This is a genomic window from Caballeronia sp. dw_19, assembly GCF_018449515.1.
GTDB lineage: Bacteria > Pseudomonadota > Gammaproteobacteria > Burkholderiales > Burkholderiaceae > Caballeronia.
The window spans coordinates 36,688-50,078 of sequence record NZ_JAAVUQ010000043.1; the positions used below are offsets into that span (position 1 = coordinate 36,688).

16 protein-coding genes are annotated in these 13,391 nt (G+C 58.6%); 9 read left to right on the forward strand and 7 right to left on the reverse strand.

Features of this window, described 5'->3' with window-relative positions:
* The first annotated feature begins 8 nt into the window (after positions 1-8).
* Entirely contained in the window at positions 9-266 is a 258-nt protein-coding gene (locus HB376_RS34725; RefSeq protein WP_213768225.1) for a DUF6440 family protein, read from the forward strand.
* 336 nt (positions 267-602) lie between these two features.
* On the opposite strand, the gene HB376_RS34730 is transcribed toward HB376_RS34725, so the two are convergent.
* Entirely contained in the window at positions 603-908 is a 306-nt protein-coding gene (locus tag HB376_RS34730) for an autotransporter domain-containing protein (RefSeq protein WP_213768226.1), read from the reverse strand.
* Between the two features lie 1,150 nt (positions 909-2,058).
* On the opposite strand from HB376_RS34730, the gene HB376_RS34735 reads away from it, so the two are divergent.
* Positions 2,059-2,262: a cold-shock protein gene (locus tag HB376_RS34735; RefSeq protein ID WP_031362205.1), complete on the forward strand. Its 204-nt coding sequence runs from the start codon at positions 2,059-2,061 to the stop codon at positions 2,260-2,262.
* Positions 2,263-2,421: 159 nt separating this feature from the next.
* Here HB376_RS34735 and aqpZ read toward each other — a convergent pair whose 3' ends face one another.
* The 5 genes from aqpZ to HB376_RS34760 form a co-directional block, all read right to left on the reverse strand.
* On the reverse strand, positions 2,422-3,162 hold the full coding sequence (aqpZ, locus tag HB376_RS34740; RefSeq protein ID WP_213768227.1) for an aquaporin Z: 741 nt from the start codon (positions 3,160-3,162) through the stop codon (positions 2,422-2,424).
* Positions 3,163-3,626: 464 nt separating this feature from the next.
* Positions 3,627-4,034, reverse strand: coding sequence for a hypothetical protein (locus HB376_RS34745; RefSeq protein ID WP_213768228.1), 408 nt, complete (start codon positions 4,032-4,034; stop codon positions 3,627-3,629).
* 45 nt (positions 4,035-4,079) lie between these two features.
* On the reverse strand, positions 4,080-5,498 hold the full coding sequence (locus HB376_RS34750; protein ID WP_213768229.1) for a DUF2252 domain-containing protein: 1,419 nt from the start codon (positions 5,496-5,498) through the stop codon (positions 4,080-4,082).
* 94 nt (positions 5,499-5,592) lie between these two features.
* Positions 5,593-6,210 (reverse strand): hypothetical protein, encoded by a 618-nt coding sequence (locus HB376_RS34755; RefSeq protein ID WP_213768230.1) that lies wholly within the window; start codon positions 6,208-6,210, stop codon positions 5,593-5,595.
* A 75-nt stretch (positions 6,211-6,285) separates the two neighbouring features.
* Complete coding sequence (locus HB376_RS34760; protein ID WP_213768231.1) at positions 6,286-6,690, reverse strand: helix-turn-helix domain-containing protein; 405 nt, start codon at positions 6,688-6,690, stop codon at positions 6,286-6,288.
* A gap of 615 nt (positions 6,691-7,305) precedes the next feature.
* Between HB376_RS34760 and HB376_RS34765 the strand changes: the two genes are divergently transcribed.
* The 5 genes from HB376_RS34765 to HB376_RS34785 all read left to right on the forward strand — a co-directional run bounded on the left by HB376_RS34765 (position 7,306) and on the right by HB376_RS34785 (position 12,011).
* The gene (locus HB376_RS34765) at positions 7,306-8,226 is read left to right on the forward strand and encodes a hypothetical protein (protein ID WP_255631738.1); all 921 of its coding nucleotides are present in this window, start codon (positions 7,306-7,308) and stop codon (positions 8,224-8,226) included.
* A gap of 475 nt (positions 8,227-8,701) precedes the next feature.
* Positions 8,702-9,646 (forward strand): DUF1214 domain-containing protein, encoded by a 945-nt coding sequence (locus HB376_RS34770; RefSeq protein WP_255631739.1) that lies wholly within the window; start codon positions 8,702-8,704, stop codon positions 9,644-9,646.
* Positions 9,647-9,721: 75 nt separating this feature from the next.
* Positions 9,722-10,174, forward strand: a complete 453-nt coding sequence (locus HB376_RS34775) for a glycine zipper domain-containing protein (protein WP_213768232.1) — start codon at positions 9,722-9,724, stop codon at positions 10,172-10,174.
* Positions 10,175-10,208: 34 nt separating this feature from the next.
* On the forward strand, positions 10,209-11,183 hold the full coding sequence (locus tag HB376_RS34780) for a transporter (protein ID WP_213768233.1): 975 nt from the start codon (positions 10,209-10,211) through the stop codon (positions 11,181-11,183).
* Positions 11,184-11,192: 9 nt separating this feature from the next.
* Complete coding sequence (locus HB376_RS34785; protein WP_213768234.1) at positions 11,193-12,011, forward strand: DUF2092 domain-containing protein; 819 nt, start codon at positions 11,193-11,195, stop codon at positions 12,009-12,011.
* Between the two features lie 56 nt (positions 12,012-12,067).
* On the opposite strand, the gene HB376_RS34790 is transcribed toward HB376_RS34785, so the two are convergent.
* Positions 12,068-12,511 (reverse strand): hypothetical protein, encoded by a 444-nt coding sequence (locus HB376_RS34790; RefSeq protein WP_213768235.1) that lies wholly within the window; start codon positions 12,509-12,511, stop codon positions 12,068-12,070.
* A gap of 24 nt (positions 12,512-12,535) precedes the next feature.
* Here HB376_RS34790 and HB376_RS34795 point away from each other — a divergent pair, with 24 nt between their 5' ends.
* Positions 12,536-12,724 (forward strand): hypothetical protein, encoded by a 189-nt coding sequence (locus HB376_RS34795; protein WP_213768236.1) that lies wholly within the window; start codon positions 12,536-12,538, stop codon positions 12,722-12,724.
* A gap of 264 nt (positions 12,725-12,988) precedes the next feature.
* Positions 12,989-13,387: a hypothetical protein gene (locus tag HB376_RS34800; protein ID WP_213768237.1), complete on the forward strand. Its 399-nt coding sequence runs from the start codon at positions 12,989-12,991 to the stop codon at positions 13,385-13,387.
* Positions 13,388-13,391: the final 4 nt, after the last annotated feature.

Below are 13,391 nucleotides of genomic sequence, written 5' to 3' on the forward strand. Positions count from 1 at the left end.
TACAAAATATGAAGTGGCTACTTGTATCGCTTGCAGCGTTGGTTGGATACAGCGCACATGCTCAGAACGCTGAACCGAAGCAGGCCTCGAGTGCCTACTCATCACCGCGGTTCACTCGCGATACCACCGAGGACATCAACGTCCAAATGGAAACGGATCATGAAACAGGCTGCCGTTATCTGATTGCAGAAGGCCAGGGCATCACGCCGCTTCTGAAGAGTAACGGCACGCCCGACTGCAACGCGCCGAAACTCGGGCAGCAATAGCCAACGCGCAGCGTTGCGAGGTCTTGATCGACCGCGCGGCCGGGAAATGGAAAATGGCAAATGAGCCCGAGCGAGGCAAGTCGCCAAGCGCGGACGCCGCACCGAAAAGCGGGATACGCCGTCGTTGAAGTCACGTTGAAGTCATTGAGGGGCACGTGTTGCCAGATGATTTGCGCTTCCGGCTCGATGACAAAGCCCCGCCTAGTGTCATGGGGAAGCCGCCTTCGACGGAGCCCGTCGCCGCCGTACCGTGCGTTCCCGCGCCCGGTTGCCTGACTCGATAACGGTCACCGTGATCGACGATCCCATCAGCACCGCGTCCACGTACCAGCCCGACTAGCCGACATGCGTCCAGTATCCGCCGAGGCTATAGGCGTTCACCGCCAGATGGCCGCCATCGACATTGGAAAAACCTGGCGCAAAGCCGTCGACACCGCCAACTGTCCGGACGAAGCCGACGAACAAACCATAGTGGTTCCGATGACCCGACGCCGTCACGTCCGAGTAGAGGTCATGGCCTACTTGCGCGCCGAAAATCGAGCTGTTGAACTCGGGGTTCGCCGCGCCGTCCAGGCTGCTTACCGAATGTCCGCCCCATACGCGTGCCCACACGGCCGGCAGCGCGCCGGTCTCGGTGAGCAATGACCGGTCACCTTGCCGGTCGTGGAGGGTATCGATTTACTGAATGCTGATTTTTCTGGTAATCAGCGGAATGGCGGCGTACAGCGCCACTTCCGGACGATAAAGGGATCCGGCGCGGAACCGGGTGGGGGCGGGGTAGACAAGGGCGGAGTGCCCGCGGCAGCAATCCGGCCGCTGGTCGGTCGACAGTATTGTCGGGCGGAGCCGGATGAGGCGACCTTGGGGGGCGGGCGACGTTCCAGCAGGTGTACCGGGTGTCCGTGGGATCGACCTGACGGAGCGCTGGGTTGCGTCGGCGCAACCGGGGTTGCCGGGCCACGAAATTGCGCAAATACCCGCGCTCGCTGGTCCGGGCCGTCACGCCGCCCTTCGCCCGGTAGTACGAATACGCGCCCGCCTTGATGGATGCGGGGAGCGAAATCGCGCCGAGGGCAGAAATGGCGCCATTGGCGGCTTGAACCGCCTGTATGCCGTCGGGGACCCGTCGCAGCACCCGTACCGCCAATGCTCGTGATCAGCAGCGTTCTGGAGCCGCTGGCATTGCGACTACGCTTCCCCACCAAGGTTTACCCCGATGGCTACCGAAACGGGTCACAACCGAGCGCCGCGCTTGAATGCGATATATCACCGACTGTGAGTGCCCCGGCGTCAATCTTCACTCCGTCGAAGTAATTACTACCGCTGACGGCCCGGGCGAACGCGCCCGCGCCATCTTCCAGGGCCACGGGCAGCCGGAAGAACGCCGGCGCCGGTACAAACGACACCCGTTCCAATCCGCGGTCCAGTCGAACTGCATGCTGCTTAGCGGCTCCTGACAGCGCCTCCGACACAAAAACGCCTCTGCAAACGCCGGTACCCAGCTTTTTTTTAGTTGACTGGCGCTCCCAGGACCTTCGATGACCGCTAAAAATAGATTTTTTCCTTTGTCTTATCAAATGTTTTATTTATTATCTGACCTTCCGGATTGTGGGCGCCAAGCGTCTCCGGACTGCGCACGTGACGGTTTTTGGAGCTTTGTTTTGGAAACATCGGGCAGAATCCAATTGCAGACTGACATTTTCGCGTGGTAAAAGGAGTCTGCAACGCTTGGCCGATTGACGGCCGGTGGCGCTACCAAACGGAATTACGTCTCTTCTAGGAAAATCAGCAAATGGCAACAGGTATTGTGAAGTGGTTTAATGATGCAAAGGGTTTTGGCTTCATCACGCCGGACGGCGGTGGCGATGACCTCTTTGCGCATTTCTCTGAGATCCGCTCGGAAGGCTTCAAGACACTGCAGGAAAACCAGAAAGTAAGCTACGAAGCGAAGCAAGGCCCGAAGGGTCTGCAAGCGTCGAACATCCAGCCGCTGTAATTCGTTACAGCCCGGCTTGATTGCATGAACCGAATGGCCCGCTTAGGCGGGCCATTCGTTTTTGCACGGTACGAGGACAAGCCGCAGACGCCATGAGCGTCCGTTGTCCGGTGATCGCGTCGCAACAGGTCCCCATGCACCCACCCCATCATTCCCGCGTCAAGGTGCGTCGATAGCCAGGGGTGCCGGGGCAACCGCCGAGACCTTCTCGGGAAAGAGCCGCGGGTATAACGCGCCCGCAATGCATGCGCCAATGATGGGCGCGATCCAGAAAAGCCAGAGTTGTCCCAGCGCAGCGCCACCGGCGAACAGCGCGGGTCCGGTCGAGCGTGCGGGATTGACCGAGGTATTCGTTACGGGAATGGATATCAGGTGAATCAGCGTCAGGCAAAGCCCGATGGCCAGCGGCGCGAAACCGGAGATGGCGCGTCCGTCGGTGGTACCGAGAATGACCATCAGGAAGAAAAACGTCATCACGATTTCGCAGATCAGGGCGGCTGTCATCGAATAACCGCCGGGTGAACGCGCGCCGTATCCATTCGATGCAAATCCGCTGGCAGCCACGTCGAATCCGGGCACGCCGGACGCAATCAGATACAGCACGAATGCCCCGATGGTCGCGCCAACAACCTGCGCAACAATATAAGGCGCCAGGTCGCGGGCAGGAAAGCGGCCTGCAACGGTGAGGCCCACGCTGACGGCCGGATTCAAATGGCAACCCGATATATGTCCAAGTGCGTAGGCCATGGTCAGGACGGTCAATCCGAACGCGAGCGCGACGCCTGCAAATCCAATTCCGGTACCGGGAAATTTGGCCGCGAGAACTGCGCTGCCACAACCGCCAAGTACTAGCCAAAACGTGCCAAACATTTCCGCAGCAAGACGTTGTTGTAATCGCATGATGTGCCATCCAAGATTGGTAACGGTTTCAATACGAAGTGGTCAGACCGCGCTAACTGATAATTGCGCTTTACGAAAAGCTCCGCTTTTTTATAGTCGATCCTGTTTGCGTTTCTGCTTCGAGTTATGTGTCTGGCCGTCCCTGGCCGCAAGACTTTCCCGCGCGCTGGGCACGCATGTGCAGCGGTAGATGCAGACGGCTTGCCTGTGGAAATACGTGGTGCAGTGCATCTACAACATCGCTTTTTGCGTGATTCAATCGCACTTCAATCGCGCGGGTGAGGTCGTTCGGACACGAATTCAGTGTAGGACAAAGTTTTTAAAAATCGATGTCATCACAGTTGCGGAATGGGTTTGAGTATCAGCAGCCCGGCGCGCCGATCGTTTGTCGTCCGCGTGCCGTCCCGCCACGCGTGAATTTTCAGCCGGCCCAAGCGCCCAGGGATCTTGGCGCATCACGCTTCCTATTGTTTAAGCAGTTGCCATTTGCTATCCGGGCCGGCGTCCTTGCAGGCAGTCGGCGCCCAGCTTTGCGTCTGGCCTTTCGCCTTCGCGACGATGGCAACCGTCCGGCAACTCCGGTCGCCGTCCTTTCGCGTATTGAGCGGCGTGATGGTGCCCTCCACGTGAACCGGATTTCCAGTGCCGTTGTTGTTCCAGTCAAGCGCTTCACCGTCCTGCTTCGAGTCCAGGGCCGTTCGCGCGGCGCGGTTGAGTTGCTGCAGATCGCGCTGTTTCATATAACTGATCGGCGTGTCCATCAGGAAGCCGAGGTTGGCCGCGTAGGAGCCTGCGGCATAGCCCAGGAATACGCTGCAAACCGCTAACTGACGCCAGCCGATACGGCCGTAAGACGATGATCGGATGTGCATAAAGCTTCCTTAAAGTACGGGCTGCCGCCGAGCTTCCCGGGGCGTTCAAACATGGAAGTCCGCGGCCATATCATCGTCTGTCCGGGCGACTATCCGGCCGGTTCGGACGGCGTGTGTGAACAGATCGAAATCGCGTTCAACCTGATCCGCATAGTTCTTTGAATAGGCGACCAGCGCTTCGGTGAATTGAGTGCCCTGGCCCAGATAAGCGCTGATCTCGATAGCCTTGCCGCTCGCTTTTGCATGAGCTCGCGCGAGTATCCAGCCGCACAACCGGGCGTAACCTTCCAGCACGTCGATATCGAATAATTCGATGTTCGCCGACAGTTTCATGTCCCGCAGTTGCCGGAAATAGAAATGGCGTCCCGATGGTCCGGTCGCCCAGCCAAGGAAGATGTCGCTGGCGGCCTGCATTACCCGCTGGCCGCGCACCACACGCTCGCCAGCATGGTCGAGCCGTTCGGCATCGAAATGCTGTTCGATCACGGAGGGCCGTGCCTCCTTGATCTGCAGGAACATCGGCTTTCCGAGTTCATCCATCATCAACAGAACCAGGCAGCGAGTCCCGACGCTGCCAACGCCCACTACCTTGAACGCCAGGTCCTGCGCAGTGAAATGTTTAAGAAGCGCGCGGCGGTCGTGGCTAAGCGTTTTCACATACTGCGCAAACATGCCCTTGATCAACGCCTGCCAGTTCCCCAGCTTGATCCAGTCATCATCGGCTTCGAACAGCGTGTTGGCGCCGTGTACGTGGAACATGCCCGGCGGCATGTCGCGAAGAGTCCAGGCGTCGGTCTCGTCATTAAATTCCGCCACCTTCTCAAGCATGCTGTCATGTGTGCGGCTAGCGGCCTTTTCCATGCCTTTACGCAACGCGCGCCTGCGCTCCGGCGTCACGGCGGTTTCGAGCATCCGGTCGAAAGTGATGCGCTCGTACCAAAGCTCCAGAGCGCTGTATCGTGCGTATTCCTGCATGCGCGTCTGATACTGCGTCACCAGGGATTCGATCAGACTCTCGCCTGTCAGGCGGCTTAAGCGCATGTGCCGTGCGGCCACCATGAAGCTTGCGGCCAGCCGTTTGATATCCCATTCCCAGGGCCCAAGCGCGACTTCATCGAAATCGTTCAGGTCGAACACGAGCTGGCGTTCCGGCGTCGCGAATCCGCCAAAGTTCATCAGATGCGCATCGCCGCAGATGGGCATCACCAGGCCCGTATTCGATATCTTGCCAAGGTCGTTAGCCTGCAGGATCGCGCTGCCCCTGAAGAACGTAAAAGGCGACGCCATCATCCGGCCGTATCTGAGCGGGACCAGCCGTTCTACGCGTCCCCTGCTGTTTTGCTCGAGCAGCTCGATCGGGTCGCGGTCGATCGTTCCAATCCGGGCGTGCGCGGAACGGGCCATGTGCTCGCGGTACGCTTTGCCCGCGGCCATACGCGACGCTGTCTTGTTTTCAGCCGCCATCTCCTCTCCCCTATGTCGCTTACGTCACGCATTGGACACACACGGCCCTGCACGAGCGGCCGGTCCGCGTCACGACTGCTTTCCGGCCAACCGCTTACTTTATTGGAGCGCCGTTGCGTGTCACCAGCACGGCAGTCGCTTCAATAAATTCGGCGTGTACGCTGTCACCGGTCTTTATTCCCTTCAGCGAAACGTCGGGGCCCGCCTGCAGCGTTTCTGTTTTATTCGGGCCGCGAAGCGTAATGGTTCGTTTTGCATGATCGACCTTCTGAACCGTTGCCAGCACTTGCACCCGACGTGCGGTCGCAGTCGATCCGCCGGACGCGGGGATGGTCGCGGTTTCGTCGACCCGCTCGCGAATACCATTCGACGCGACCTTGGTGGCACGGATCAGCACGGCGTTTTCATACTTGATATGGACGATATCGCCGATCTGCAACTTGCTGACATCGCCCACTTCCGGATTCACGGCAATATCGACGACTCTCCCGCCTGACCCCTGCAACGAGACGCTATTCGACGCGGTATCGATGCCCACTACACGCGCCTGAACTTCCGCGGTGGCGGCGGCGCCCACTCCGCCCGGACCAGCGGCCGAGGCTGCATTCTGCGAAAACGCCGGCGCGGCAAGCAGGGCGGAAACAACCATTGCTGCCTTGAGGATGTTGATGCTGAAAATCTGCGACGGGTATTGGCGAGTCTTGTGAGTCATTAGGGAATCCTCTCGTTCGTTGCGATGTTGATGGATGCGGATGACCGGCGAAACGCCGGGTGATGAAGCCTGGGGTTACCTACGCGACTTGGACAGCAAGTGCCCGAGTCCAAGGTTGGTCGCTATCTGCCAGATGTACACGCGGGAGTAACGGACGCCGTATCTCGACTCAATCAGTGCCCGTAGCCGCGCATTGGTCCACGCCTCACTGTCGAAGCCATGATCCCTGGCCGAGCCCTGAAGCGCCGCGGATATCCACTCAAGGGCTCGCTGATCCAGCACGGAAGAACGTCCGCCCACGCCCAACTGTTTCAACGCGTCCAGGCCACCGGCGTCAATCAGCGCCTTGTAGCGTTTCACCGTCGCCATGGACAGATGAAGCTGCTCGGCAACGTCATCCAGCGACGCTCCGTCGAGCAGCATCTGTCCCGCCGTCATTCGGCGTACGACGCTGGGAAGGTTCTCGGGCTGAGAAAGCATCTGTGCACTCGTCCTTGTGTCATCAGGAATGCACGGCAGTCCGTCGCCGCTCGTTTTTAACTCGGGCTCGCCAGGGCGGCCTGATCTCCATTTTGAAACGCTCTGACGTTCCGTTTCGATTTCCAAAAGAATATGAATATCCGAGAAAGATCCGTCAGGCGAATAACGCTTAATTCAGTTAATTGCACTGTTGCGCAAGCCGTCGGAATGGAAGCCCCGGAGGTTAAGTTCATTACCAATATCTGCTTTTTTTAGATTTGGGGCCGATTTTGTGCAAAATTTATTACTTGAAATTTACTTGATTATTGTCTAAGACGCGGAGCAGTCAACCTGGTATTCACGAACGTTTGCTAACGTTTTTTTGAAACATACCGGCTGATTGGATTGGGACTTTGTCAGTTACAAAATAATATTGGCAAACGCTAAAACGTTTGCTAGCATCCGTAACAAATGTAATTCCGCTAATGCACTGCTTAAAGCAGACCGCACAGGACAAACGTGCCCTGTTATGTCTTTGAGAGGACTAACGTATGGCTATTTCTCGTTCCACGCAGTTCGCTTAAATCATGTCGTTCTTCCGTGTGGGTATATCGCGGAAAACAGATTGATAGAAACATGGAAAACCTCTTCCCGGTGCGCCGGGAACGGTTCTGCTCGCGTGCCCCGAAAAACGTTATTCAATTAACGCTGAAGGGCTATCTGCATCTTGTGAAATTAACGTTGGGAAAATTCATGAGCAGCCATAGGCAACTATTCGTCCGTAGATCGTTGCCGGGCTTCATTATGGCAGTCTGGGCGAATCTGGCATTCGGGCAAAGCGCCGCGGACGAAGCTAATAAAAGCAATAATCCGCTGAATCTGGCTGCTTCATTCAATATTCAAAATTACTATACACCTAGCGTATTTGGTGCGAGTTCCCATACTAATGATCTGTTACTGCGCCCGACCATTCCAATCGGGCCCAACGGGTTGATAGGCGTGCCGCAGATCTTCCGCGCAACCGTGCCTGTCAGTGCCCGTCCCGATCCCAATGGCGGATACAACACCGGATTGGGCGATATCAATCTTTTCGATATCTTCCTGCTCTCTCAGGAGGGCGTCCAGATAGGCGTCGGACCACTGATCACCATGCCGAGCGCTACCGACCCAAGCCTGGGAACGGGCAAGTGGCAAGGCGGTCTTGCGGCAGTCGCGGTCAGTGCGACCAAGGAACGGTTGCTGGGCGCGCTGGTCCAGTGGCAACACTCGTTTGCCGGGCAGGATAGCCGCCCGGCCGTGCAGTCGCTGACGGCCCAGCCTTTCGGCATTTTTAACTTACCCGGTGGATGGTATGTGCGCTCGACCGGCACCTGGACGTTCGACCTGCAGCACGGAAGCTATTACATCCCGGTTGGCCTGGGCGGCGGCAAAGCATGGAAAAGCGGCTCGACCATCTACAACGCATATATAGAGCCGCAATATTCGGTCGCTCATTCAGGGCAAGGTGTTCCGCAATTCACTATTTTCGCCGGGTTGAACATGACTTTCGGCAAATAACGGAGGACTTCCATGAAACGTGGATATCTCGTGAGATTCGGAATACTAATGACTTCGTTGACGCTGGCAGGTGTTTTGTCCGCGAGCGCGCAGCAGGAGCCCACCGGCGCGACGCCCCAGGAAACGGAGGCTATCGCCAAGGACGCATTCATCTATGCGTACCCCATGCTGTTCAACTACAAGACCCTCTACCAGCAGACGCAGGACAGGAACTCGAAGGCGTATATCGGCGGATTCGGGAACTTTCGCCACTATTCGCAACTGTATGGGCCGCAGAACAAGGAAATAGTCACGCCGAACAACGACACACCCTATTCGTGGGCCTGGCTGGATCTGCGCCGCGAACCCTGGGTGTTGTCGGTCCCGAAGGTTCCCGAAGACCGCTACTACGTGTTTCAGTGGATCGACCTGTACACCTACAACTTTGCTTACGTCGGCTCGCGCGCGACCGGCAACGGCGCTGGCCATTTACCTGTTGGCAGGCCCTCGTTGGAACGGATCGACGCCACCCGGTATCGACAAGGTCTTCAAGTCGGAGACCGATCTCGTTCTGACGCTCGGCCGTACGGCGCTGAATGGACCCTCGGATGTCGGACACGTCGTTCGCATACAGGAGCAGTACGAGCTGACGCCGCTCTCCAGCTTCGAACACACCACGCCGCCACCCGACGTCGCGAGCGTGACCTTCCCCAAGTGGGACGAGGCCAGGGCGACATCGGTCGACTTTATCGGCTATTTGAATTTTCTATTGCAATTCGCGCAGCCGCCCAATCCGTCCGAGACAGAACTGATGCAGCGCTTCGCGAAGATAGGGATTGCGCCAGGCAAGCCGTTCGATATCAGCAAGCTTGATCCCGCAACCCGTGAAGCATTGGAACGCGGTGTGACCGATGGCAAGCAGGCATTGGCGGCCGCGGAAAAATCGACGACGGGTTCCTTCGGTCTCTTCGGTTCACGCGACGACCTGAAGAACGACTACACGACACGCGCAGTCGCGGCGGCAATGGGGATCTACGGCAATACGAAGGAAGAAGCGGTGTATGTCGGGTATCGCGTGGATGCGGACAACAAGCAACTCGTGGGCGCTCAGCCGTATGTCCTGCACTTCGACAAGAAAGACCTGCCGCCCGCCAAATTCTTCTGGTCGATGACGCTGTATGACCTTCCGGGGCGCCATCTTGTCGCGAATCCAATCAATCGCTATTCGATCGGCGACCGCACGAAGCACCTGAAATATGGCGCGGATGGCTCGCTCGATCTTTATGTCCAGCATCAGTCGCCGGGCAAGGGGAAAGAGGCGAACTGGTTGCCGGCGCCGACGGGTGCCTACACCCTGATCATGCGCATCTACGGACCGAATGCCGAGGTGCTGAATGGAACGTGGCAGCTCGTGAAGCCGAAGAAGGCTGGGGAGGGCTGATATCCAACCATCCGGATTTGTTAGAATTCCATATTTGTTAGAATGTAAGTTTTGCTAATCGATATTGAGGTTGGTATGAAAGGCATTTTCCTGACCGCGGTGCTTGCCATGACGGCAAGCACCGCGTTTGCAGCCAAGCCCGCTGTGTATCCGGCGCATGGCCAAAGCGCCAGCAAGCAGTCGCAGGATGACGGCGCGTGCTACGCCTGGGCCAAGCAAAACACAGGCATCGATCCCGCGGTCGTTGCCGGCACTCCGCCGCCGCCCCCGGGACCCACCGGTGCGCGAGTGGGCGGCGCGGCTCGCGGTGCGGCGGCGGGCGCGCTCATCGGCGACGTGAACCACAACGACCCGGGGCACGGCGCGGCCGTCGGTGCGACAGCTGGGGCAGTAGTCGGCGGAGTACGTAGCCGCCGGCAGCATGCCGCCCAGGCCCAGAACGCACAAGCCAATAAGCAAGCTGAGATGAACACGTACTGGCGTGCCTACGGCGCATGCATGCAGGGGCGCGGTTATACCGTCCAGTAATTGCCTGCGAAAACCACTTAGCGAAGGAATCAGTATGGACACGTACAACAAGTGGGCCGCTGTGCGTAAAAGCGTGCACCGGAAGCTGAAGGCGGTCGCGTTCGCCACTGCTGTGCTCGGCATTGCGACTGCCGCCCACGCGACTGAAAGTGGTCTGGGACGGCCATTAACCGGTATGCAAATAGCGCCGTACATGGGCATCGTGCCGCCCACGTCGGACTGGATATTTTCCGTCTCGACCATCTATTACGAGGGTTCGTTCGGAAAATCCAAAACAATTCCGATCGGCAACACAGTGTCCGCCGGCCTCAACTATCACATCTCTTACACCATCATCAATGCAGTGAAGACCTGGGGCATCACCGCTGGCGGGTGGAACTTCGCGTCGTCGTTCGGCGTGCCGTTTCAATACACGTCGATCTCCTCGTTCAACGGCCGGCTGCCTAACGACAGCGGCACGCAGTTCACCGACATCTTCTTCACGCCTGTGGTTGCCGGTTATCACCTGACGCAGACCGACCATATTGCCTTGAGCGTTCAGATGTATGCGCCCACGGGGGCTTATAACGTGAACCGCCTGGCGAATCCCGGGCTGAACACGTGGACGTTCATTCCGACTGTCGCGTACACGAAGCTCCTGCCCGAGCACAACGTCGAGCTGTCAGCGAACTACGGCGTTGAGTTCTATACAGCCAACAACGAAACGCACTATCACAACGCGCCGATCAGCGTGCTCGACCTGCTTGCGCTCAAGCGCTTCACGGGCGGATGGGGTGTTGGTGTAGTCGGCGGCTGGATTCAGCAACTTGGCGACGACACCGGCGGTCTCGCCGACGTGACGGGCGGCACCAGCGGGCATTCCGTCGGGATCGGCCCGATGGCAACCTGGTCGGGGAAGCTGAGCAGCACACCTGTGTCGGCATCGTTGCGATGGGTCAATGAATTTGCAGTGCGTAACCGCCCGAAGGGAAATGCGGTCGAACTTTCAATCAGCGCCACTTTTCAATAAGGGGACGACGTGCCACGACACTATCACCGACCAATACGCGGCGTGCTTATCGCGTTGGGCATCAGCGCGGTCAGCGCATTCGCGCAAACAAGCCCCGACCCGGCGAGCGCCGCAGCGGCCACAACCGCGGCTGCTGCACAACCCGAGCGCCAGAAACAAGCTATCGATGCGTTGTCGTCCATGGGACGCTATCTGCGTTCACTGAGCCGCTTCGATGTGACCGCGACATCTGCTACCGATGCCGTTCTCGACAGCGGACAGACCGTTGCGTTTCTTCATGAAACGGATCTGAAGGTCGAGCGGCCGAATCGTCTCAGGGTGGATATCACAGGAAGTCGCAGTCCCAAGGGGCTGATCTACGACGGCAGGACATTCACCATCTTCAATACGGTGGAAGGCTACTACTCGAAGAACCCCGCGCCGGCCACGATCGACCTGCTGGTGCGCGAGTTATCGACGACTTACAACATTGATACCCCGCTTGCAGATTTGTTTTACTGGGGCGACGGCAAGGTCGATGACAACACATTGACGTCGGCGCTTTTCATCGGGCTGGAGCGCGTGGATACGCGCTGGTGCAATCACTACGCGTATCAGCAGGACGGCGCCGACTGGGAGCTCTGGATCCAGAGCGGAACACGTCAGTTGCCGTGCCGCATGGAGATTGTCGATACAACCCAGGACGCACGTCCACGACACGTCGTGACCTATCACTGGAAACTCAATCCCGAGTTTCCTGCGTCGACCTTTACTTTCCGGCCTGCGGCGAATGCGAAAGCTATCGAGTTGAAGCCTGCTACGCGTACGCCGTATGAGGAGAGCGAATGATGTCACGCACTAAACAACTTGCGGTTGCCGGCATTGCCGGTGTCTTTCTTGCGACGTCATTGAGCGTTCACGCGTTTGGTTTCCGCGGCGGCGCGCGCACGAGTATTCACGCGCCGCCGGGAGGCGGTTTTCACGGCGGCGGAGGCGGTGGTGGTTTCCACCCCGGTGGTCCGGGCGGTGCCCCACAGGCAGGCGCGCATCCGGGCGGCGGCGTGGGCCATAGCAGTAACGGAGGCGGTGGCGGCAGTCACAGTGGCGGCAGCAGCAATGGCGGCGGTCACAGCGGCGGCAGCAACGGCGGCGGCGATCACAATGGAGGCGGCAACAGCGGAGGAGGTCACAACGGCGGTAGTAGCGGCGGTGGTAGCAGCGATCACCACGGCGACGGCGACCACAGCGGCGGTGGCGACGACCACCACGATGATGGTCACCATGACGATGACCATCATCACGACGACGGCCATCACGATGATGACCACCACCACGATGATCACTATCACGATGACGGTTGGTATGGGAACCCGGTGGCTGTGGGCGTAGCGGTTGGCGTAACCACGGCAGTGGTGGTCGGCGCGACGGTTGCCGCGTTGCCGCCGAGCTGCTCGAGCATCGTGGTGAACGGCATCGCTTACGAACATTGCGGGCCGAACTGGTATCAGCCGCAATACGTTGGCGCTCAGGTGCAGTACATCGTTGTTACGGCGCCCAGATGACATGCGTTGATGGCCCGGCCGGTTCGTTCAGTATCCGGCGCCGGTTGGGCTTGCCTCGTTCGCAAACACGCGGTTCGGCTGGATCGTCCCTGACACACCGTTGAATTTCACCACCGAAAAAACCGCGTTGAAACGAGACGGCGCGAGCGTGGACCGGAGACACGCTTAAATCTTTTACCTCAATCGCACTGGCCGGAGCGGAACGCAAATTTACGTTCTGGCCGGCAGTGCGTGGCGATGAATGTTGTTCAACCGGAGACTCGTATGGACCCGAATCCGCTGCCCCTTGTCATCCGAGCGCTTGAACGGGCCGCACTGCAAAGTACGGTATTACCGTACAAACGTTTCCATGTCCTGTTTGAGCGCATGGTTCCACTGACCCGGCGATACGAAGTGCTCGATGCTGCCCTGCGGGAACTCAATGATGGTTCCGATATTGACTACGGGGTGCTGCTTGCATGCGACAACGGCTTGCCCGGGCCGGATTTTTTCCGCCGCTATCAGAAGTATCGGTGGGACAAGTACGTCGCTGCGATGGGCGACCCGCGGTTCAAAAGCGCAACCTTGAAAGGCAAGCGCGAATTGGTTGCGGCAGAGCGCGCGGAAGTCCATTTGCATGCGTTGCGTGCGCGTCATCAGGAGCGTGACCGGGAATGCGCGTGACCGC

Bases quoted from the DNA above. Each gene is read 5' to 3' on its own strand.
- HB376_RS34750 (WP_213768229.1), bottom strand. From the start codon at position 5,498: ATGGCGGCTGAAAACAAGACAGCGTCGCGTATGGCCGCGGGCAAAGCG.
- HB376_RS34755 (WP_213768230.1), bottom strand. From the start codon at position 6,210: ATGACTCACAAGACTCGCCAATACCCGTCGCAGATTTTCAGCATCAAC.
- HB376_RS34725 (WP_213768225.1), top strand. From the start codon at position 9: ATGAAGTGGCTACTTGTATCGCTTGCAGCGTTGGTTGGATACAGCGCA.
- HB376_RS34800 (WP_213768237.1), top strand. From the start codon at position 12,989: ATGGACCCGAATCCGCTGCCCCTTGTCATCCGAGCGCTTGAACGGGCC.
- HB376_RS34745 (WP_213768228.1), bottom strand. From the start codon at position 4,034: ATGCACATCCGATCATCGTCTTACGGCCGTATCGGCTGGCGTCAGTTA.
- HB376_RS34780 (WP_213768233.1), top strand. From the start codon at position 10,209: ATGGACACGTACAACAAGTGGGCCGCTGTGCGTAAAAGCGTGCACCGG.
- HB376_RS34765 (WP_255631738.1), top strand. From the start codon at position 7,306: ATGGAAAACCTCTTCCCGGTGCGCCGGGAACGGTTCTGCTCGCGTGCC.
- HB376_RS34775 (WP_213768232.1), top strand. From the start codon at position 9,722: ATGAAAGGCATTTTCCTGACCGCGGTGCTTGCCATGACGGCAAGCACC.
- aqpZ (WP_213768227.1), bottom strand. From the start codon at position 3,162: ATGCGATTACAACAACGTCTTGCTGCGGAAATGTTTGGCACGTTTTGG.
- HB376_RS34760 (WP_213768231.1), bottom strand. From the start codon at position 6,690: ATGCTTTCTCAGCCCGAGAACCTTCCCAGCGTCGTACGCCGAATGACG.
- HB376_RS34735 (WP_031362205.1), top strand. From the start codon at position 2,059: ATGGCAACAGGTATTGTGAAGTGGTTTAATGATGCAAAGGGTTTTGGC.